Annotated in this window: 14 protein-coding genes; 7 read left to right on the forward strand and 7 right to left on the reverse strand. The window is 42.4% G+C overall.

Annotated features, from left to right (window positions below; all coding sequences use genetic code 11):
* Window positions 1–9: 9 nt before the first annotated feature.
* Window positions 10–2,568: a TonB-dependent receptor gene (locus E0Z06_RS07665; protein ID WP_132583415.1), complete on the reverse strand. Its 2,559-nt coding sequence runs from the start codon at window positions 2,566–2,568 to the stop codon at window positions 10–12.
* 217 nt (window positions 2,569–2,785) lie between these two features.
* Here E0Z06_RS07665 and E0Z06_RS07670 point away from each other — a divergent pair, with 217 nt between their 5' ends.
* Entirely contained in the window at window positions 2,786–3,349 is a 564-nt protein-coding gene (locus E0Z06_RS07670) for a GNAT family N-acetyltransferase (RefSeq protein ID WP_132583417.1), read from the forward strand.
* A gap of 14 nt (window positions 3,350–3,363) precedes the next feature.
* Complete coding sequence (locus E0Z06_RS07675; RefSeq protein ID WP_132583419.1) at window positions 3,364–4,701, forward strand: FAD-dependent oxidoreductase; 1,338 nt, start codon at window positions 3,364–3,366, stop codon at window positions 4,699–4,701.
* 35 nt (window positions 4,702–4,736) lie between these two features.
* On the opposite strand, the gene E0Z06_RS07680 is transcribed toward E0Z06_RS07675, so the two are convergent.
* On the reverse strand, window positions 4,737–7,067 hold the full coding sequence (locus E0Z06_RS07680) for a TonB-dependent receptor (RefSeq protein ID WP_132583421.1): 2,331 nt from the start codon (window positions 7,065–7,067) through the stop codon (window positions 4,737–4,739).
* 177 nt (window positions 7,068–7,244) lie between these two features.
* Here E0Z06_RS07680 and E0Z06_RS07685 point away from each other — a divergent pair, with 177 nt between their 5' ends.
* From E0Z06_RS07685 to E0Z06_RS07700, 4 genes are all read left to right on the forward strand, one after another.
* Window positions 7,245–7,883, forward strand: coding sequence for a LysE family translocator (locus E0Z06_RS07685; RefSeq protein ID WP_165907382.1), 639 nt, complete (start codon window positions 7,245–7,247; stop codon window positions 7,881–7,883).
* Window positions 7,884–7,986: 103 nt separating this feature from the next.
* Complete coding sequence (locus E0Z06_RS07690) at window positions 7,987–8,901, forward strand: rhodanese-related sulfurtransferase (RefSeq protein WP_132583425.1); 915 nt, start codon at window positions 7,987–7,989, stop codon at window positions 8,899–8,901.
* A 160-nt stretch (window positions 8,902–9,061) separates the two neighbouring features.
* Window positions 9,062–9,613: a cytochrome b gene (locus E0Z06_RS07695; RefSeq protein ID WP_207903189.1), complete on the forward strand. Its 552-nt coding sequence runs from the start codon at window positions 9,062–9,064 to the stop codon at window positions 9,611–9,613.
* Window positions 9,614–9,628: 15 nt separating this feature from the next.
* Window positions 9,629–10,198 (forward strand): YceI family protein, encoded by a 570-nt coding sequence (locus E0Z06_RS07700; protein WP_132583429.1) that lies wholly within the window; start codon window positions 9,629–9,631, stop codon window positions 10,196–10,198.
* Window positions 10,199–10,258: 60 nt separating this feature from the next.
* Here the strand turns inward: E0Z06_RS07700 and E0Z06_RS07705 are convergent, their stop codons facing one another.
* From E0Z06_RS07705 to ubiG, 5 genes are all read right to left on the reverse strand, one after another.
* Entirely contained in the window at window positions 10,259–11,314 is a 1,056-nt protein-coding gene (locus E0Z06_RS07705) for a hypothetical protein (protein WP_132583431.1), read from the reverse strand.
* Window positions 11,315–11,383: 69 nt separating this feature from the next.
* Window positions 11,384–11,641 carry a class I ribonucleotide reductase maintenance protein YfaE gene (gene yfaE / locus E0Z06_RS07710; protein WP_132583433.1) on the reverse strand — a complete coding sequence of 86 codons (258 nt, stop codon included), beginning with the start codon at window positions 11,639–11,641 and terminating at the stop codon, window positions 11,384–11,386.
* Window positions 11,642–11,646: 5 nt separating this feature from the next.
* Window positions 11,647–12,777: a class Ia ribonucleoside-diphosphate reductase subunit beta gene (gene nrdB / locus E0Z06_RS07715; RefSeq protein WP_132583435.1), complete on the reverse strand. Its 1,131-nt coding sequence runs from the start codon at window positions 12,775–12,777 to the stop codon at window positions 11,647–11,649.
* Window positions 12,778–12,845: 68 nt separating this feature from the next.
* A complete protein-coding gene (nrdA, locus tag E0Z06_RS07720) occupies window positions 12,846–15,131 on the reverse strand; it encodes a class 1a ribonucleoside-diphosphate reductase subunit alpha (protein WP_132583437.1) in 2,286 nt (761 codons plus the stop codon).
* Window positions 15,132–15,488: 357 nt separating this feature from the next.
* A complete protein-coding gene (ubiG, locus tag E0Z06_RS07725) occupies window positions 15,489–16,208 on the reverse strand; it encodes a bifunctional 2-polyprenyl-6-hydroxyphenol methylase/3-demethylubiquinol 3-O-methyltransferase UbiG (RefSeq protein ID WP_132583439.1) in 720 nt (239 codons plus the stop codon).
* Between the two features lie 188 nt (window positions 16,209–16,396).
* On the opposite strand from ubiG, the gene gyrA reads away from it, so the two are divergent.
* The gene (gene gyrA / locus E0Z06_RS07730) at window positions 16,397–19,015 is read left to right on the forward strand and encodes a DNA gyrase subunit A (protein WP_132583441.1); all 2,619 of its coding nucleotides are present in this window, start codon (window positions 16,397–16,399) and stop codon (window positions 19,013–19,015) included.
* The last annotated feature ends 92 nt before the right edge of the window (window positions 19,016–19,107 follow it).

Raw genomic sequence — 19,107 nt, forward strand, 5'->3', positions numbered from 1 at the left:
ACCTACTTATTAGAATTTATACGTACCTTTTAAGTACCAATAACCACCGTTAATGCCCATAGGTGAGGTTTCATAGTATTTAGCACCTAATTCTTTGCTCCACGCATCTGATAATTTTTCAGGTTCAGTGTTAAACAAATTTTGTGCGCCAGCGGTAATCGCAAAGTTATCGTTAATGTAGTAGCTTACTTCAGCATCAAAGGTTACTTTAGCACTTGCATCTGTGGTGCGAGTGTCATCATCTGCAGCAACACCCTGATAGGTGCCATAGTAGTTAGAACGGACAAATAACGACCAATTATCCCAACTTTGTGACCAAGTAAAGGTAGCACGATGTTTCGGTAAATCATCTTCTAAACGCGATACCCTAAACTCGCCTGTAATATCGGTAAAACGAGTTACTTCGGTGTCATTCCAGTTATAGGCTAGGGCAAAGCTACTGCGACCTTCGAACAGATCCATTGAGTAGTTGGCAACAAGATCAATACCTTGGGTGCGGGTGTCAAAATCGTTAGTTAGGTAAGTAATACTGGTTAACGAATCAATACCTTGTACACCAGCGGCTTTTAATGCGGCAATTTCGGCTGCAGTTACTTCAAACGCATCTGACTGACTAATACGACCATCAACGTCAATTAAATAATAGTCGGCGGTAATAAAGAAATCGTTACCAGTATAAACTACGCCCATCGCGTAGCTAGTTGATTCTTCAGGCTTAAGTTCTGTTGCACCTTTTAATATTGCGACAGGGTTGGTAGGTGGCAATACACCAACATCGAATAACTTACCTTGACTGGCTTCGGTGCGCACGTTACTCACGTTAGCTTGGCCCACGGTTGGCGCTCTAAAACCAGTGCTATTTGATGCACGTAATGACCAGTCTTCATTAATACGATATTGGCCGCTAAGTTTATAGTTCGTGGTGGTACCAAAGCTGTCGTAATCTTCAAACCGCAGTGCCAATGCAGTAAGTAAATTTTCAGTAACATTGGCTTCAACATCAATATAGGCCGCATAGTTACGACGAGTTGACACTCCAGCATTTTGCGGTTGAAAACCAGGAAAACCGTTTGAACCGTTACTTAACCCTTGATCAATATAAGGACCCACTTCCCAAGATGCTTGCTCACCGGCAACAATTTCAAAGCTTTCTTCGGTCCACTGGGTACCAAAGGCTATGGTTAGGTCTTCATATAAACCCACTGGTAAATATTTGACAAAATCTGCAGTAAAGGTTTTTTCCAGTTGGATATATTTACCAGTCTCAAAGTTGGTTGGGGTATTTGGCCCTAAAGAGGCGTTAACTGAATTAAATAGTTGGAAGGTTGATTCGCTGCGGCCAACAACACCACTGAAATCATACAGAATGCCATCCATAAAACTGTTTTTAAATTCACCTTTAGTACCAATAGCTAGTGAGGTATCAGTTATATTACCACCTAGATTTGGTGTAAAACCGCCTGGAAACATAGAGAAAAATGTAAAGCAGTTTTCGGGTAACGCATTAACTCTGTCAGTAATTTGCTGGTGATTAAGGCCTGAAATACCTACGTTAGCACAGCCACCGGCACCTGAGGTATCGACAACTTGTAAAGTTTCACCGCCATCATTAGAAAATACGTTGCCACGAGTATGCGGGTTGCGATAGTAAAAACCGCCACGTACATCACGCTCTGAATAGTTACCAAACATATAGGCTTCGCCGCCATTACCTAAATCAAGACCCGCATTAACAAAAATACTGATATCGTCTTTAATTTCTGGCGAGCCCCAAACTTGGGCTAGTGGCGCAACCGACGTGTTACCATTATCGATAAGCGCTTGCGCATCCGCGCGCTGTACGCTGCGACTGGTAGCATCAACATTTTTATATTGCAGGCTCGCATTAACAAAACCGTCTTTGGTTAGTGGCATACCAACGTTGGCTGAAAGCTCGGTAGAGGCACCATCGCCAGCGAAGTATTCACCTTGTTTTACTTCAATTGAACCACCGTCGGCGGAGTCTTTTAAAACAAAGTTAATTACACCCGCAATGGCGTCCGAACCATATTGCGCTGCAGCACCGTCGCGCAATACTTCAACTTGCTTCATAGCAATGCCTGGAATAACAGATAAATCAGGCCCTTGTGCGCCGTCGTTAATGCCACCACCTAAAAATGAGATAACCGATGCGCGGTGGCGACGTTTGCCGTTTAACAGGACTAAGGTACTGTCTGACGATAAGCCTCGTAAGTTGATCGGGCGAATTAGCGAGCCAGTATCACTAATGGGCTGGGTGTGTACGTTAAGTGACGGCACAGTGGTGCTAATTAAATTTAGCATGTCGCTATTACCGTTTTTGTTGAGCTCTTCGCCACTAATAATATCAATAGGTACTGGAGAATCGCCAATAGAGCGGGGTGCTGAACGCGTGCCGACAACGGCTATTTTTTCAACGGCTTTTTCTTTGGCTGTAGTTGATGCGGGCTGTTCTTGTGCCACCGCAACGCCAGCGCTAATGCACAATGATGCTGCTAAGGCGAATTTTACCGACCTCGCAACCGGATTATAATTGTTATGTTTTATCATATAGATTTCCTGGAATTTAGTAGTTGTTACCTGACGCTTATATTATTTTTGTAACGTCTCTGTAACCTTATTTGATAACACGGTTGTTGTCTATCGCATATTTAGGTAATTACATCGCTATTTTCATCTTGTCGCAGTAACTTTAGTTACTAAAATGCATTGCCAATAATCCTTGGCTGTTTTATAACAGGCAAATAAACCGTATTTAGGTATAAAAATGCAGTATCTGGAATTAAGCGAAAATTATTTCTCTGCTGTTGTTGCACTGGCCAATTCAATTCATGGCGATAACTATTTATCATTAGCTCAATTACAACTAATGCAGCTGCAAGGGGTAAAACAGGGGATAAATGCCAGTTTTATTGCTGTTGATCGGAGGCAGGTTGTTGGCTATCGACTTAGTTTTGCGCCAGAACAATGGCAAATTGATCAATGGTGTAGCGACGACAGCTGGCCAGTAGCGGTAAAACAGATGGCGTATTTTAAATCGGTTGGCGTACTAGCAAGTTATCGTGGTAAAGGCGTGGCAAAAAATTTATTACGTCTCTCAATTCAAGCCTTACAACAACAAGGGGCAACCGCAGGTTTAGCCCATATTTGGCGTGAAAGCCCAGGCAACACCGCTCAGTTATATTTTACTAAAGCTGGAGCTAAGCTTATTAATATTCACCCTGAGCGTTGGCGGCATTTATCAGAAACATTAGGCTATAACTGCCCACGTTGTGGCCAAACTTGCCTTTGTAGTGCTGCCGAAATGGCACTGCTATTTGCTGAACTTTAGTTAGGCCGCCTCTAATGTACGATCCCTTAGTTGACCCATATATTGGCCAAGATGTGGCTTATCCAACCTCATACTGGGCCGATAATACAGAACATATAACGCCATTTACCCATTTACAACACAGTATTGATACTGATGTTGTCATTATTGGTGCAGGTTATACAGGCCTTAGTTGCGGTTATCAGTTAGCTAAACAGTTTTCCCGTGACGTTGTAATACTAGAAGCAAATAAAGTGGGTTGGGGCTGCAGTGGGCGTAATGCGGGGTTTGTACTACGGGGCACTGGCCGGTTAGGTCTTGCTCAATTACAACACAAGTTTGGAACTGAAACCGCAACGTTATTTCATCAAGAATATGGCGCTGCCATTGAAAACGTTAAGCAAATGATAACTGCCGGAAATATTAGCTGTGAAATGCAGCAATCAGGTTATCTTAAAATTGCTCATAACCTAAAGCTGGGTGCTGAGTTGCCAGCGCAAGCTGAGTTTTTACGCCGACAATTTGGTTATGACGTCCAGTATTTGTCCGCTGCCCAGTTGCATGCAGATTATATGCATAACCATCAAGCCTTTGGCGCTATTCGGTTTCCTGATTGTTTTGGCGTTAACCCGCTGGCTTTGGCACAAGGTTATGCACAGCTTGCCAAGCAAAGTGGGGTAAATTTATATACGGGTACGCCAATGCAAAGCTGGGCTCGTAGTGCTAATGGCGGTTTTACGGTGCAAACCCCAAGCGCAACTGTGCGTTGCAAGCAGTTAATTTTCGCCACTAATGGTTATACGGCAAAAAACTTATTCCCACCGCTAAACATGTCTTGTCTACCGGTGTTAAGTAGCGTAATTGTTACTCAACCGCTTAGTGCTGAGCAGCTTAAATTAAGCGGCCTTAACCATACTCAGCTGGTGATGGATACGCGTGCACTAAAATATTACTACCGCAAGCTACCGGATAATAGGTTGTTGTTTGGTGGCAGAAGTGCGGTATATGGCAAAGATGCGGAAAAGGCAATTTATCCGGCCCGTTTGCTTGGCGCATTAAAAACCTGTTTTCCGATGCTAAGCGAGCTTCGCTGTGATTATCATTGGAGTGGCTGGGTGGCGGTGTCTTATGATGATTTACCGCGGGTATGCCAAGCACAACCCAATATATTTTATGCGGCAGGTTACTGTGGTAGCGGTGTATCTTTTAGCACCCAAGCTGGTAAGCGTTTAGCACAACTGGCAATGGGAGAACCCTTACCGGCATTGCCGATTTATCAGTCTGCGTTACAGCCATTTCCACTACCAGCACTGCGTCGTGTTGGTCAACAAGCCTATTATCAGTGGGGTCGTTTTAAAGATCGCTTTTTGTAATAAGCCCCGCTATTAGCTGCGGGGCTTAGCTATTACTAAAACTTGGCGCGCAAGCCCAGCGTTATAGCACGGCCGGGTAATGGCGCATCGTCTTTAATAAATGAGCTATGCACAAAACCCAGCTTATTAGTTAGGTTAGTGCCGCGAGCAAACAGTGTGACATCAACTGCTGAGAAGTTAACATCATAATTAAGGTTGGCATCAAGCAGCGTATACGCAGGGGTTGATGTTTCATTAACGGCTAGTTTAGTTTGGCTACCATAATGGGTTACTCCCACATCCGCACTCCAACTTAGGCCAGTATATTGATAACCTAAACCTAGTTTATACGGTGGTATTCTTGGTAAATAATCGCCGTTATCTAGCTTGGCACGCACTGTGTCAGCAAAAACATTTAACGCCTGAGCGCTGTCTAATTGATAACGGGCTTCAAACTCCATACCGTACAACGTGGCATCATGCTGCTGATATTGATATAGCGGAAAGCTATCGTGATGCTCGTGATCGTGCTCATCGTCAACATGGTCGTGTTCGGCCTCAAGATCAGCCATAGTTAGCCCTGTATTAGCCTGATATAGGTAGTTATGTACCTTGTTGTAGAAAAAATTATAGGTAAAGGTTAAATCATCTTTAAAATGCCGAAAGGTGAGATCGATGTTATTTGCCGTTTCTTTTTTCGCTTTAGTATCAATATATGCAAGCTCGCCGGCATTGATTGCATACTGTAATCCTAGCTCGTAACTGCTCGTTGCAATATGTGCACCGTTAGCATAAAGCTCGGCTGCCGATGGCGCGCGCTCTGAGCGGCTGTAGGCTAATGCCCAAGAGAACCCCGGTATAAACTGCCATACGGCACCAGCTGATACACTCGACGCAGTAAATTGGTCGGAAACATGATCAATGGTAAGTCCATCGGCTAAGGTAATGTGGTCAATGTCATGTTTGGTGCGCTCAATTCGACCGCCAAACTGCAAGCCAACCTGACCTATTTGTTTTTCTTCCATCACAAAAAGGGCGTGCGATAAACTATCGCTATCTGGGGTAAAGGCTTCTTCGCCAAACGCACTGTAATTTGACTGTTGTAAATGATAACCAAACAAACCATGCCAACCATTAAACGCTTCATGCTCAAGTGTTAAGCGGCTTTCTAACGCTTTGTTTTTAAATGTAGTACCTACTGTGCCAGCTTCTATTTCTTGGTGTTGATAATCAGTATAAGCGGTATTAATCGACAGAGTTTCAATGCCGTTAACGGGGTTATACCATTCACCAGCAAGGCTAATACGATTTTGTTTTAATGCAGCAAAAACACCGTCGTCATCAGTATGCGGCTCGGCATCGGCTTCTTCAGCGTGATGATGATGCCCAGGAATACCGTAATCTGATTCTAACCGACCTATGCTGATACCAATTAGACCTTGAGCACCAATGTAGCTTAAACCAGTATTTAACGCTTTACTGTCTAGCCAAGAGTTCTCTAATGAGGTAAGGCTTTCACCCTCATCATTAGTAAAACGGGGTACGGAGTAATCTGACGTTTTACGATTAAAACCATCAACATGCCAAGCAATATTATTAACACTACCTTCGTGGTTTAAGGCCAGTGATTTTTCTTTTGATACGTCGGCATATAGCGCATGAACTTGCGTTTCACTTTGTTGGCGTAATTGCCGCGGAATACGGTTGTCAACCACGTTAATAACGCCGCCAATAGCACCGCTACCGTATAATAATGTAGCAGGGCCGCGTAGCACCTCAATTTGTTGCGCAGTAAGGGCGTCGGCACTAATAGCATGGTCAGGTCCAACGCGCGACACATCGGCGGTATCTAAGCCGTTATTAAGCACCCGTACGCGAGGGCCATCTAAACCGCGGATCACCGGGCTTGAGGCAACAGGGCCATAATAATTAGCGTGTACACCTGGCTCAAATTTTAAGGTTTCGCCAATGGTTGGTTCGGTTCTACGCTGTAACTCTTCACCCGACAACACCGATACCGGTGTCACCATATCTAAGGTGTTTTTATGAATACCCGACGCTGATACCACAATGCGTTCTATGCCGCCTTTAGTTAGCGATACGCTCAGCTCTAATTGCTCAGTGGTTAATTTAATATAGCTATCGCCATAGCTGGGTGCATCAATATGTAACTCGGCATCCGGCTGCGCCTCAATGCTAAACCTACCTAAAGCATCGGCATAAACATATTGCTGGCGGCCGTGAATATGTACCCGAGCATTTTTTATCGGCTCACCTTGTTGATCGGTAATCACGCCACGATATTGTGCAGCTTGCGCCTGGCTGGTAAAAATTAAACCAATACTTGCCGCTAACAGGCTATAACGAAGTAGAGAAGAATTACGCACTAAAACACCTTTTTAAAATACCGACATGTGATGTTATAACATTCTACGCAGTTTATGCCTCACTGCAAGTAGGAATATGTAAAAAAAGTTCAATAGGGCAGCTCACGCGATTAATCACTAGCGTTATTTGAGATTAGGTTATTAGAATACAGCTTTTATATTTATGGATTAATACTGATGAGTTTTTGGCCTGAGTTTTTATTAATTGCCGCTGTGCATTTAATGGCTGTTGCAAGCCCAGGGCCCGATTTTGCCATTGTGCTGCGCTATGCCGTGCGCTTTGGTCGACGCCAAGCACTAGCCGCGAGTATAGGTATTGGTGTGGCAATATTGCTGCATGTAACTTGGTCGTTAGTGGGTATTGCGGTACTTATTCAAACCACGCCTTGGCTATTTAAAGTATTAAGCGTCTGTGCGGCAATTTATTTGGCTTACCTTGGCGTAATGGCATTAAAAAGTTCAGCACCAACAAGGGTGCAAACCAACACTGCAGATACGCCAGCGCCAATACCGTCCATTAAAAAAGCCTTTATTGCTGGCTTTGTTACTAATGGGTTAAACCCTAAAGCAACGCTATTTTTTCTCTCATTATTTGCCGTTATTATCTCACCACTTACGCCGTTGTCATACAAGGTTATTTACGGTGTCTATATGGCATTTGCCACTGCAGCATGGTTTTGTATGTTATCGCTGCTGCTAACCCATGAAAAAGTAACACGGTTTTTATTGCAAAAAGGCTATTGGTTTGACCGTATTATGGGGTTGGTTTTATTGGCTTTAGCTGCGCATTTAATTATCAGTAGCATGAATAGTTAATCCTAAACTTATTACAACCTTTGCTACAAGAGATCAGCAACGTTATAATGCCGCCGATTTTAATTGCCCCGAATTTACGGTTCGGCTTTGCAAGAGGTTAGTTATGTACGTAGTTGCTGCTTTATATAAATTTGTTTCGTTACCCGATTATGTCAGTTTACGCGATGCGTTATACGACACCATGGTGGCTAATAATGTTAAAGGCACGTTATTGCTAGCTGAAGAAGGTATTAACGGTACCATTTGTGGTAAACGCGAGGGTGTCGATGCAGTTAAAGCTTGGTTAGACGCGGACGGTCGTTTTAGCAATTTAAGCTATAAAGAGTCGTTAGCAGACGAGCTAGCGTTTTATCGCACCAAGGTAAAACTGAAAAAAGAAATTGTTACCATGGGTGTTAAGGGTATAGACCCGGCTCAAATTGTTGGCACCTATGTAAAAGGTGAAGACTGGAACGAGCTTATTTCAGACGAAGACACCATTTTAATTGATACGCGTAACGACTATGAAGTGGCTATTGGCAGCTTTAAAAATGCAGTAAACCCCAACACTACCACGTTTCGCGAGTTTCCGCAGTGGGCCGCAGATAACCTAGATAAAACCAAACATAAAAAAGTCGCTATGTTTTGTACTGGCGGTATTCGCTGCGAAAAATCAACCGCGTTTTTAAAAGAACAAGGCTTTGAACAGGTATACCATTTAGACGGCGGCATTTTAAAATACTTAGAGGAAATGCCTATCGAAAAAAGTTTATGGCAAGGTGAATGCTTTGTTTTTGATCAGCGCGTTGCGGTAAAGCATGGTTTAGAGCAGGGTAGTTATGATCAATGCTACGCCTGTCGTATGCCGTTATCTATTGAAGAAATGGCTGCAGATACCTATGTTAAAGGCTTAAGTTGCCCACATTGCCACGACAAAACCAGCGCAGAACAAAAAGCGTCATTTACCGAGCGCCAACGCCAAGTTGAATTAGCTAAACAACGTGGTGAAAAACATATTCGTGATGGTAAGTTTGAATAACCGTATTTATCACCACACTTAAGCCAGCATTTAGCTGGCTTTTTTATTAGCTTAAATTAACGATAAAACTTAAACCGTTCTAATAAATAGAATTATAAGTCCGTAATAATCCCATTTATCTTTAGTTAAATTGGTGTATTATAAAATTCTACAGGAGCTAATTATGTTAAAAAACAATTCGTCACAATACGGCTTAGTTAGTGTGTTAATGCACTGGTTGATGGCATTAGCAATCTTTGCTTTGTTTGCGGTTGGCTTTTGGATGGTTGACTTAAATTATTACAGTGAGTGGTATCGCACTGCACCTTATTGGCATAAAAGTGTTGGCATCCTGTTAGCTGCGGCGTTATTGCTGCGCTTAATTTGGCGTAGGATTAGCCCACCGCCGTTACCGCTAGCAACACACCATAGCTGGGAAAAAAAACTTGCACGAGTCGTGCAGTTTTGTTTATACCTAGGGTTGATAATACTGTTTATTAGCGGTTATTTAATATCTACCGAAGATGGCAGAGCAATCAGTGTTTTTGACTGGTTTGACGTGCCTTCGGCCGGAGCATTATTTGCTAATCAAGCTGATATCGCGGGTGTTATTCATCAGTATACGGCATATAGTTTAATTACCTTGGCTGTATTACACGGCTTAGCGGCACTAAAGCATCATGTTATTGATAAAGACCATACGCTTAAACGTATGTTTGGACATAAACCTTAATAGCGGAAACCTATAATGAAAAAATTATTATTAGCTGCATCTATCACTGCAATGATGGCAATACCAGCACAAGCGGCCGACTATGTTATTGATACTCAAGGCGCTCATGCGTTTGTACAATTTAAAATTAGCCACCTAGGATACAGTTGGCTACATGGCCGTTTTAATACTTTTGCTGGTGATTTTAGCTATGACGCAGATAAACTTACTGATGCAAAAATTAAGCTAACGATTGATACTACTAGCATAGATTCAAACCATGCCGAGCGTGATAAGCACCTACGCAGTGCCGATTTTTTAAATGTAAGTAAGCACCCTAAAGCCAATTTTGTCAGTACTAAAATTGTGCCTAAAACCGGCAATGAATTTGATTTGTACGGTATTCTTACGCTAAATGGCGTAACTAAGGAGGTTGTTATTGCGGCCGAGAAATTAGGTGAAGGTAACGACCCTTGGGGTGGTTATCGTGCAGGCTTTGCCGGAACTACTACGCTAACCTTAAAAGACTTTGCCATTAACACAGATTTAGGCCCAGCATCTACTACAGTGCAGCTTGATCTGGTGGTTGAAGGTATTCGCAAGTAGTTGTACCTGTATTTTTATAACGTATTTATCGATTGAAACGAGCAAAACAGCAGGCAAGGCTTAACTTTCCTGCTGTTGTTCTATTTTGCTATCAGTAATGTTTTTCTCTACTGGGATAACTTCTGGCTCTAGCGGTTTGGTATGAGCTTCTTTAGATTTTATAGCGCTCGTTAAACTTAATAAAATAAGATTAAATTCTTCATCCGCCACCTGTACGTTAGTTAACTGACTCACCAACAAATTGGCTTCGTAGTTATCGCCTGTGCGGTACATTAATTGTGCCAGCCGCAGCGTTGCCCAAGGCAAGGTTTTGTTTTCACTATCGTGATAGAACTCTAAATACTGCTGTAGGGCACTAATACCCTGAGTGGCATCTTGATCCGCAACTACCGCCAAACGACCAATGTGATACAGCGCATTGTATTTATCGGTCATATCGGTAGCGTATTCCACTACCAAGCGATAACTAACAAAAGCATCATCATAAGCCGCTAATTCGTTCTCTAACTGAGCTTTACGCACTAACAGCCGTGCAACAGGTGGGTTTGGCATCATACTGTTGAGTAATGCTAATGCCTCGGTTAGTTTTTTGTTATTAATCAGAATACGGCTTTGTGCCAATAAACCCTGGGCTGGGCTATCTATTGCCAATTGCTTTGCCATAGTTTCTGCTAGCTCTTTATCACCACCAGCTGCCGCAGGCGCAACGCTATAAAAATCGACCAGTGCTTGACGAGCAGAAAAATGATCTGGCTTTAAACTTACCGCTTTTTGTAATAAGGCCACGCCACGCGTTGCCCGCTCTTTCGCTGAGAAAATATTACCATTGCTCGCTAAACGAATTTTACTTAAGCCAGCTAAATAATTAAGCTCACTATTATTAGGAAACTGCTCAATGGCAAAGTTTAATAAGGTATTGGCATCTTCTAAACGCTGCTGGCTAATTAACGCCTTAGCATAAATAACCAATAGGCCATCTTGCTGTTTATAATCGGGTTGTTTTACCAGTTGATGTTCTAATTCAGTAAATTGAGATTTAGCTAATAATTGTTCGTAATGAGATAAATCTGCAGTAGTTAAACTCGAAGCAGCAAGTAACAATAACAAGGCCTTCATTAATCTGCTCCATTTCAATGGGATAATATATAGCTAGTCTGCAAGATAGCGGGCAAAATTACCATAGTGTTAAGGAATTTCAATTTCGATATCAGTCAGTGGAATACTACAGCAGGGGAGAAATTCATTTTTACGGACAAAGGCGAGCGGTTCGTTAATATAACTGATTTCACCGCTTAGTAACTTGCAGCGACAAGCTCCACAATACCCTTCGCGACAATTAAAATTAACCTGCAGTTTTTGCTGCTCTAACGCATTAAGTAAGGTGCGCTCGCTACCATCAAAATGGAAATCGATATTCGCACCTACTTTAACCTGCTGGGGCATAATGCTTAAAGATCAAAATCGCCGAAGTCACTACCGTCAACTTCATTATCAATCTGGCCGACTAAATAGGAACTAATTTCCGTTTCTTGCGGTGCAACCTGCACGTTGTCAGACACCAACCAGGTATTAATCCATGGAATAGGGTTTTGTGTGGTAGAAAATATAGCTTTTAAGCCAATTGCCTGCATTCTGCTATTAGTAATATATTCAACGTATTGACACAAAATGTCTTTATTTAGGCCAATCATCGAGCCATCTTTAAATAAATATTCTGCCCAATCTTTTTCTTGCTCAGCAGCTTTACGAAAAATAGCGTAAGCATCTTCTTCGCACTCTTTAGCAATAATCGCCATTTCAGGATCGTCTTCACCGGCTGCCATAATATTTAAAATATGCTGCGTGCCTGTAAGATGCAGAGCCTCATCACGAGCAATTAAGCGAATAATTTTCGCATTACCTTCCATTAGCTCGCGCTCAGCAAACGCAAAGCTACAGGCAAAACTAACATAAAAGCGAATAGCCTCTAGCACGTTAACCGACATCATACATAAATATAAACGGCGTTTTAGCTCGCGCAGGGTAATGCTATATTCTTTACCATTAATAGTGTGTGTACCTTCACCACAGCGTTGGTACAAGTTTATGCCATCTATTAGGTGATCGTAGTAACGCGTTACATCTTCGGCGCGTTCTAAGATTTTCTCATTCAACATAATATCGTCGAATACTTTGTGCGGTTCAGAGGTAATATTGCGTACGATATGGGTATAGCTGCGGCTATGAATGGTTTCGCTAAACGCCCACGTTTCAATCCAAGTTTCTAGCTCAGGTAGCGATACGATGGGTAAAAAGGCGACGTTAGGCGAACGACCTTGTACTGAATCGAGCAGAGTCTGGTACTTTAGATTGCTAATAAAAATGTGCTTTTCATGCTCAGGTAAATTTTGATAATCAATTCGGTCTTTACTTACATCAATTTCTTCCGGACGCCAAAAAAAGCTCAATTGCTTTTCGATCAGTTTTTCAAAAATCATATGCTTTTGTTGATCATAGCGCGAAACGTTTACCGGATTACCATAGAACATAGGTTCTTTCATCTGGTCATTCATTTGTCGGTTAAAAGTTGTGTAAGCCATTGCCACTTATCATCCTAACAAGGTTTAAAATAAATACGCGTTACCAAGGTAACGCATTTACTCTATAGTTAAATTTTGCAAGCGCCACCAGCACAGCCGTCGTCTTCAGGCTCAGGCTTAATGTCTTCCTGCATATCTGATGCACCGTCACGAGTGTTATGGTAGTACATCGTTTTGACACCCAATTTATACGCTGATAGCAAATCTTGTAGTAACAATTTCATTGGTACTTTACCGCCATCAAATCGATTTGGGTCATAGTTAGTGTTAGCTGAAATTGTCTGGTCAATAAACTTCTGCATAATTGCCACCAACGAGATATAACCGGTGTTACTTGGAATATCCCATAACAGTTCATATTGATTTTTTAAGCGCTCATATTCCGGAACAACCTGTTTTAATATGCCATCTTTACTGGCTTTAATACTAATATGGCCGCGAGGTGGTTCAATACCATTGGTCGCATTAGAAATTTGTGATGACGTTTCTGATGGCATTAACGCTGATAACGTAGAGTTACGCAGGCCATGGCTTAGAATATCTTGGCGTAATTGCTCCCAATCAAGCAATAGCGGCTCGTTACACACCTTATCTAAGTCTTTTTTGTAGGTATCTATTGGCAATATGCCTTGTGAATATGTAGTTTCATTAAACTTAGGGCATGCGCCAAACTCTTGCGCTAATTTATTTGATGCTTTTAACAGGTAATACTGAATGGCTTCAAAGGTGCGGTGTGTTAAACCATTGGCTGAGCCATCGGAATATTTAACACCATTTTTTGCCAAGTAATAGGCGTAGTTAATTACACCAACACCTAACGTACGACGATTAATCGAGGCGTGAAATGCCGCTGGAATAGGGTAGTCTTGATAATCTAATAAGTTATCAAGCGAGCGTACCGCTAATTCAGCTAATTCTTCTAACTCGCTTAGGTTTTCAATCGCACCTAAGTTGAACGCCGATAAGGTACACAGCGCTATTTCACCATCAGGATCATTAATATGACTTAATGGTTTAGTTGGCAAAGCAATTTCAAGACACAGATTACTTTGGCGCACCGGTGCTAGTTTAGGATTAAATGGGCTGTGCGTATTACAGTGATCGACGTTTTGTAAATAAATACGCCCGGTGCTAGCACGTTCTTGCATAAACAGCGTAAATAGCTCTAAGGCTTTAATGCGTTTTTTACGAATGCTGCTATCAGCTTCATATTTTACGTACAGTTGCTCAAACTGTTCTTGATCTTCGAAAAACGCGTCATAAAGCCCAGGCACATCTGACGGGCTAAATAAGGTAATGTAATCGTCTTTAATTAAACGGGTATACATTAAGCGGTTAAACTGCACGCCGTAATCTAAATGCCGTACGCGGTTTTCTTCAACGCCACGGTTATTTTTTAATACCAGTAACGACTCAACCTCTAAATGCCATAATGGGTAGAATAGGGTAGCTGCACCACCGCGCACGCCACCTTGTGAGCAGCTTTTAACCGCTGTTTGAAAGTGTTTATAAAACGGAATACAACCGGTATGAAACGCTTCGCCATTACGAATTGGGCTGCCTAAGGCACGAATACGGCCGGCATTAATACCAATACCTGCACGTTGGCTAACGTATTTTACAATAGCGCTTGAGGTAGCATTAATAGAGTCTAAGCTGTCACCACATTCAATTAACACGCACGAGCTAAACTGACGAGTTGGAGTGCGTACACCAGACATAATTGGCGTTGGTAACGATAATTTAAACAACGAGCAGGCGTCATAGAAGCGGCGTACATAATCTAAGCGAGTTGCTTTGTCGTAATTAGCAAACAAGCAGGCGGCAACCAACATATATAAAAACTGTGCACTTTCATAAATAGCACCGGTTACTCGGTTTTGGACTAAATATTTACCTTCCAGCTGTTTCACTGCGGCGTAGCTGAAGTTTAGGTCGCGGCCGTGGTCAATAAAGCTATTTAGCTGCTCTAGCTCTTCGCGGCTATAGTCGGCCAAAATATGTTCATCATAACGTTTGGCTTCAACCATTTTAACGACGTGGTCATACAAATGTGGCGGTTCAAACTGACCATAGGCTTTTTTACGTAAGTGAAATACCGCTAAACGCGCAGCCAAGTATTGATAATCAGGGCTGTCTTTACTAATTAAATCAGCGGCCGCTTTAATTATCGTTTCGTGGATGTCAGACGATTTAATGCCATCGTAAAACTGGATATGTGATTTTAGCTCAACCTGAGATACAGAAACATGTGACAAACCTTCAGCCGCCCAAGTAATTACACGGTGAATTTTATCAAGATCTAAAGGTTCACGACGGCCATCACGTTTTGTGACGAATAAAGATTGAGTCATTGCTACAGAGTCCATTTTTAAATTAGTGGTTTAGCAATCATCCTACAGCCGAGGCTAATATAGCAGCAGCTATTGTGCACGCTTTACACAACATATAGATGAATTCTAGAAAGTGATCACAAGATAGTGTGTTACAGAGCTGAAATCAAGGTGAGATTTGTTATTTGTCAGAGTAATTTTTGTCAAGTATTTAACGTGATAATTTTTATGAGATTAATGATCAATGCCAGCATTTGCAAGCAAAGAAATACCCAATTGCAAGCTTAATCTAACTGGTTAGTAGCTGCTAACCCCCTCAGTAAGATGCCGCTATAAGCGAGCACGAAACAAGGGGGTTAGCATAAAATAAATAATATTTTATTCTGGCTTTTTTGCCACCACAATGTAGTTCACGTCTACACCTGGGCCCACTTTAAAACTTTCTGTTATTGGATTGTAATGTAAGCCTGTAGTATCAATAACCTCTAAGCCTGCACGCTCTATATACTGCATTAATTGTGACGGGCGAATAAATTTACTGAACTCATGCGTGCCTTTAGGTACCAGCTTCATGACCTGTTCGGCACCAATAATAGCGAGCAAATAGGCCTTCCAGGTTTTATTTAGCGTTGAGAAAAACAACATGCCACCAGGCTTAGCTAAATCGGCACAGGCCTGAACAACCGACATAGGTTCAGGCACATGCTCTAACATTTCCATACAGGTAACCACGTCAAACTGCTCGCCATGGCTGCTGGCATAGTGTTCTGCCGTGGCTTGCTGATAGTTTAACGTTACGCCGGCCTCGAGTGCATGTAAGCGAGCAACGTTTAGCGAGTCTTGGGCCATATCTATACCCGTTACCGTCGCACCGCAGCGCGCCATACTTTCAGACAAAATACCGCCGCCACAACCGACATCAATAACCTGCTTACCAAATAAACCTTGTAGCTCGTCGCTGATATAGGTTAAACGCACTGGGTTAAGTAAATGCAACGGCTTAAATTCGCCGGTAAGGTCCCACCAGCGCGACGCAATATCGTTAAATTTTGCAATTTCGTTTGCATCAACATTTTCGCTATTAACTTGTGCTGTCATAAAATATGCCTTAGATTTTTTGGCTATTATAAAGCCTTGATCTATTAGAGCAATGCAGCTACAAAATTTGTGCTGCATTTCAAGCATGGCAAGGTTAGTTTTCTGTGGTAGAATCCTGCGTTGTCTCGCGCTTTATAACATCGACAAAAGCGAGTTATCTATCTGATTTTAAGGGAAATTAGCGTTTTATGACAGATCAAGCCAGAGAAATAGTCCCTATTAATATTGAAGACGAATTAAAAAATTCGTACCTTGATTACGCAATGAGCGTCATTGTTGGCCGCGCCTTACCTGACGTAAGGGATGGTTTAAAGCCAGTACATCGTCGCGTATTGTTCGCAATGAAGGAACTTGGCAACGACTGGAACAAAGCCTATAAAAAGTCCGCTCGTGTGGTCGGTGACGTTATCGGTAAATACCACCCGCATGGCGACATTGCGGTGTACGACACTATAGTTCGTATGGCGCAGCCATTTTCACTGCGTTACATGCTAGTTGATGGACAAGGTAACTTTGGTTCTGTTGATGGTGACTCTGCAGCCGCTATGCGTTATACCGAAGTGCGTATGGCACGGATTGCGCACGAATTATTAGCCGACTTAGATAAAGAAACCGTCGATTTTGTACCTAACTACGATGGTACAGAATTAATTCCAGCGGTTATGCCAACAAAACTGCCTAACCTGTTAGTAAACGGGTCAAGCGGTATCGCTGTAGGTATGGCAACTAATATTCCACCACATAACTTAAATGAAGTTATTGACGGTTGTTTAGCGTTAATTGCTAACCCTGATATTGAATTGCATGAGCTAATGCAGCATATTCCAGGGCCAGACTTTCCAACTGCCGCCATTATTAATGGGCGTAAAGGTATAGAAGAAGCGTACCGTACCGGGCGTGGTAAAGTTTATATTCGTGCTAAAACCTGTATCGAAACTGACGAAAAAACGGGTCGAGAAACGATTATCGTTAATGAAATTCCGTATCAGGTAAACAAAGCACGGTTAATTGAAAAAATTGCTGAGCTAGTAAAAGAAAAACGTATTGAAGGCATCTCAGCACTGCGCGATGAGTCTGATAAAGACGGTATGCGTATTGTTATCGAATTAAAGCGCGGTGAGTCTACCGACGTAATGCTAAATCAGCTTTATACCAATACCCAAATGCAAACTGTATTTGGTATTAATATGGTATCGCTGGATCAAGGCCAGCCTAAGCTATTAGGTTTAAAGCAAATGTTGCAGTGCTTCGTACTGCACCGTCGCGAAGTAGTAACGCGCAGAACCGTATATGACTTACGTAAAGCCCGTGATCGCGCGCACATCTTAGAAGGCTTAGCCATTGCATTAGCTAACATTGATGAAATTATTGAATTAATCAAAAAATCATCAAGCCCAGCCGACGCAAAAGTAGGCTTAGTAGAACGTGCTTGGCAGTTAGGCGATGTTAGCGCCATGCTAGAGCGCGCCGGACAAGACGCTGCACGTCCAGAATGGCTAGAGCCGCATTTTGGTATTAGTAATGGCAAGTATTTTTTAACTGAGCAGCAAGCGCAAGCCATTCTAGATTTACGTTTACACCGCCTAACCGGGCTTGAACACGAGAAAATTCTTGATGAATACAAGCAACTGTTAGAACTCATTGCAGAACTGTTACACATTCTGAATACGCCAGAGCGTTTAATGGAGGTTATTTGCGAAGAGTTAGAAGCAGTCAAAGCACAATATGGCGATGCACGTCGCACTGATATCCAAGACAATATGCTGGATATCAATATGGAAGATTTAATTACAGAAGAAGACGTAGTTGTTACCTTATCGCACCTAGGTTATGCCAAGTATCAGCCATTGTCTGATTACGAAGCGCAGCGTCGTGGTGGTAAAGGTAAAGCAGCAACCACAGTTAAAGATGAAGACTTCGTTGATAAACTGTTAGTAGCTAGCACTCACGACACCATTTTATGTTTCTCTAACCGTGGTCGCATGTACTGGATGAAGGTATATCAATTACCATTAGCCAGCCGCACTGCACGTGGCAAGCCAATTGTTAACTTGCTGCCATTAGAAGAAGGTGAGCGTATCAACGCTATTTTACCAGTGCGTGAATACGAGGCAGATAAATACGTGTTTATGGCTACCGCCAATGGCACAGTGAAAAAGACGGCACTAACTGAATACTCACGGCCACGTTCAAACGGCATAATTGCCGTGAACTTAAATGAAGGCGATCACCTAATTGATGTTGGCTTAACCGATGGCAATAGCGAGATAATGCTATTCTCTGACGACGGTAAAGTGGTGCGCTTTACTGAAGATCAAGTGCGTAGCATGGGTCGTACCGCTACTGGCGTACGCGGTATTCGTTTACGTGAAGGCGGCTCGGTTGTATCGTTAATTATTCCAAATGGCGATGGACCGGTGCTTACTGTAACCGAAAATGGCTATGGTAAACGTACTGCATTAAGTGAATATCCAGCGAAGAGCCGCGCAACTCAAGGCGTAGTGTCAATTAAAGTATCTGAGCGTAATGGCTTAGTAGTTGGCGCGGTGCAGGTAAATGAGTTAGACGAAATTATGATGATTTCAAACAAAGGTACATTAGTCCGTACTCGTGTTAATGAAGTATCAGAAGTTGGTCGTAATACCCAAGGTGTTATCTTGATCCGCACTGCTGAAAATGAAAAAGTAGTCGGTGTCGCGAAGGTTGACGAAATTCAGGATGTGGAAGATCTTGAAGCTGCGGTGGCAGAAAAAGCCGTCAACGCTGAGTTAACCGATACGCAATTAGCGCAAGATGAAGAAGAGTAACACCCAATAAAAACGAGCGCTGATGCGCTCGTTTTGCTTTGTGCTACTGTAAAAAATATAAAAAAAAATAAGAACGGTAATTAGCCGACAGT

The sequence above is a fragment of the Rheinheimera sp. D18 genome, assembly GCF_004345025.1.
In the GTDB taxonomy this organism is placed as follows: domain Bacteria; phylum Pseudomonadota; class Gammaproteobacteria; order Enterobacterales; family Alteromonadaceae; genus Alishewanella; species Alishewanella metallidurans.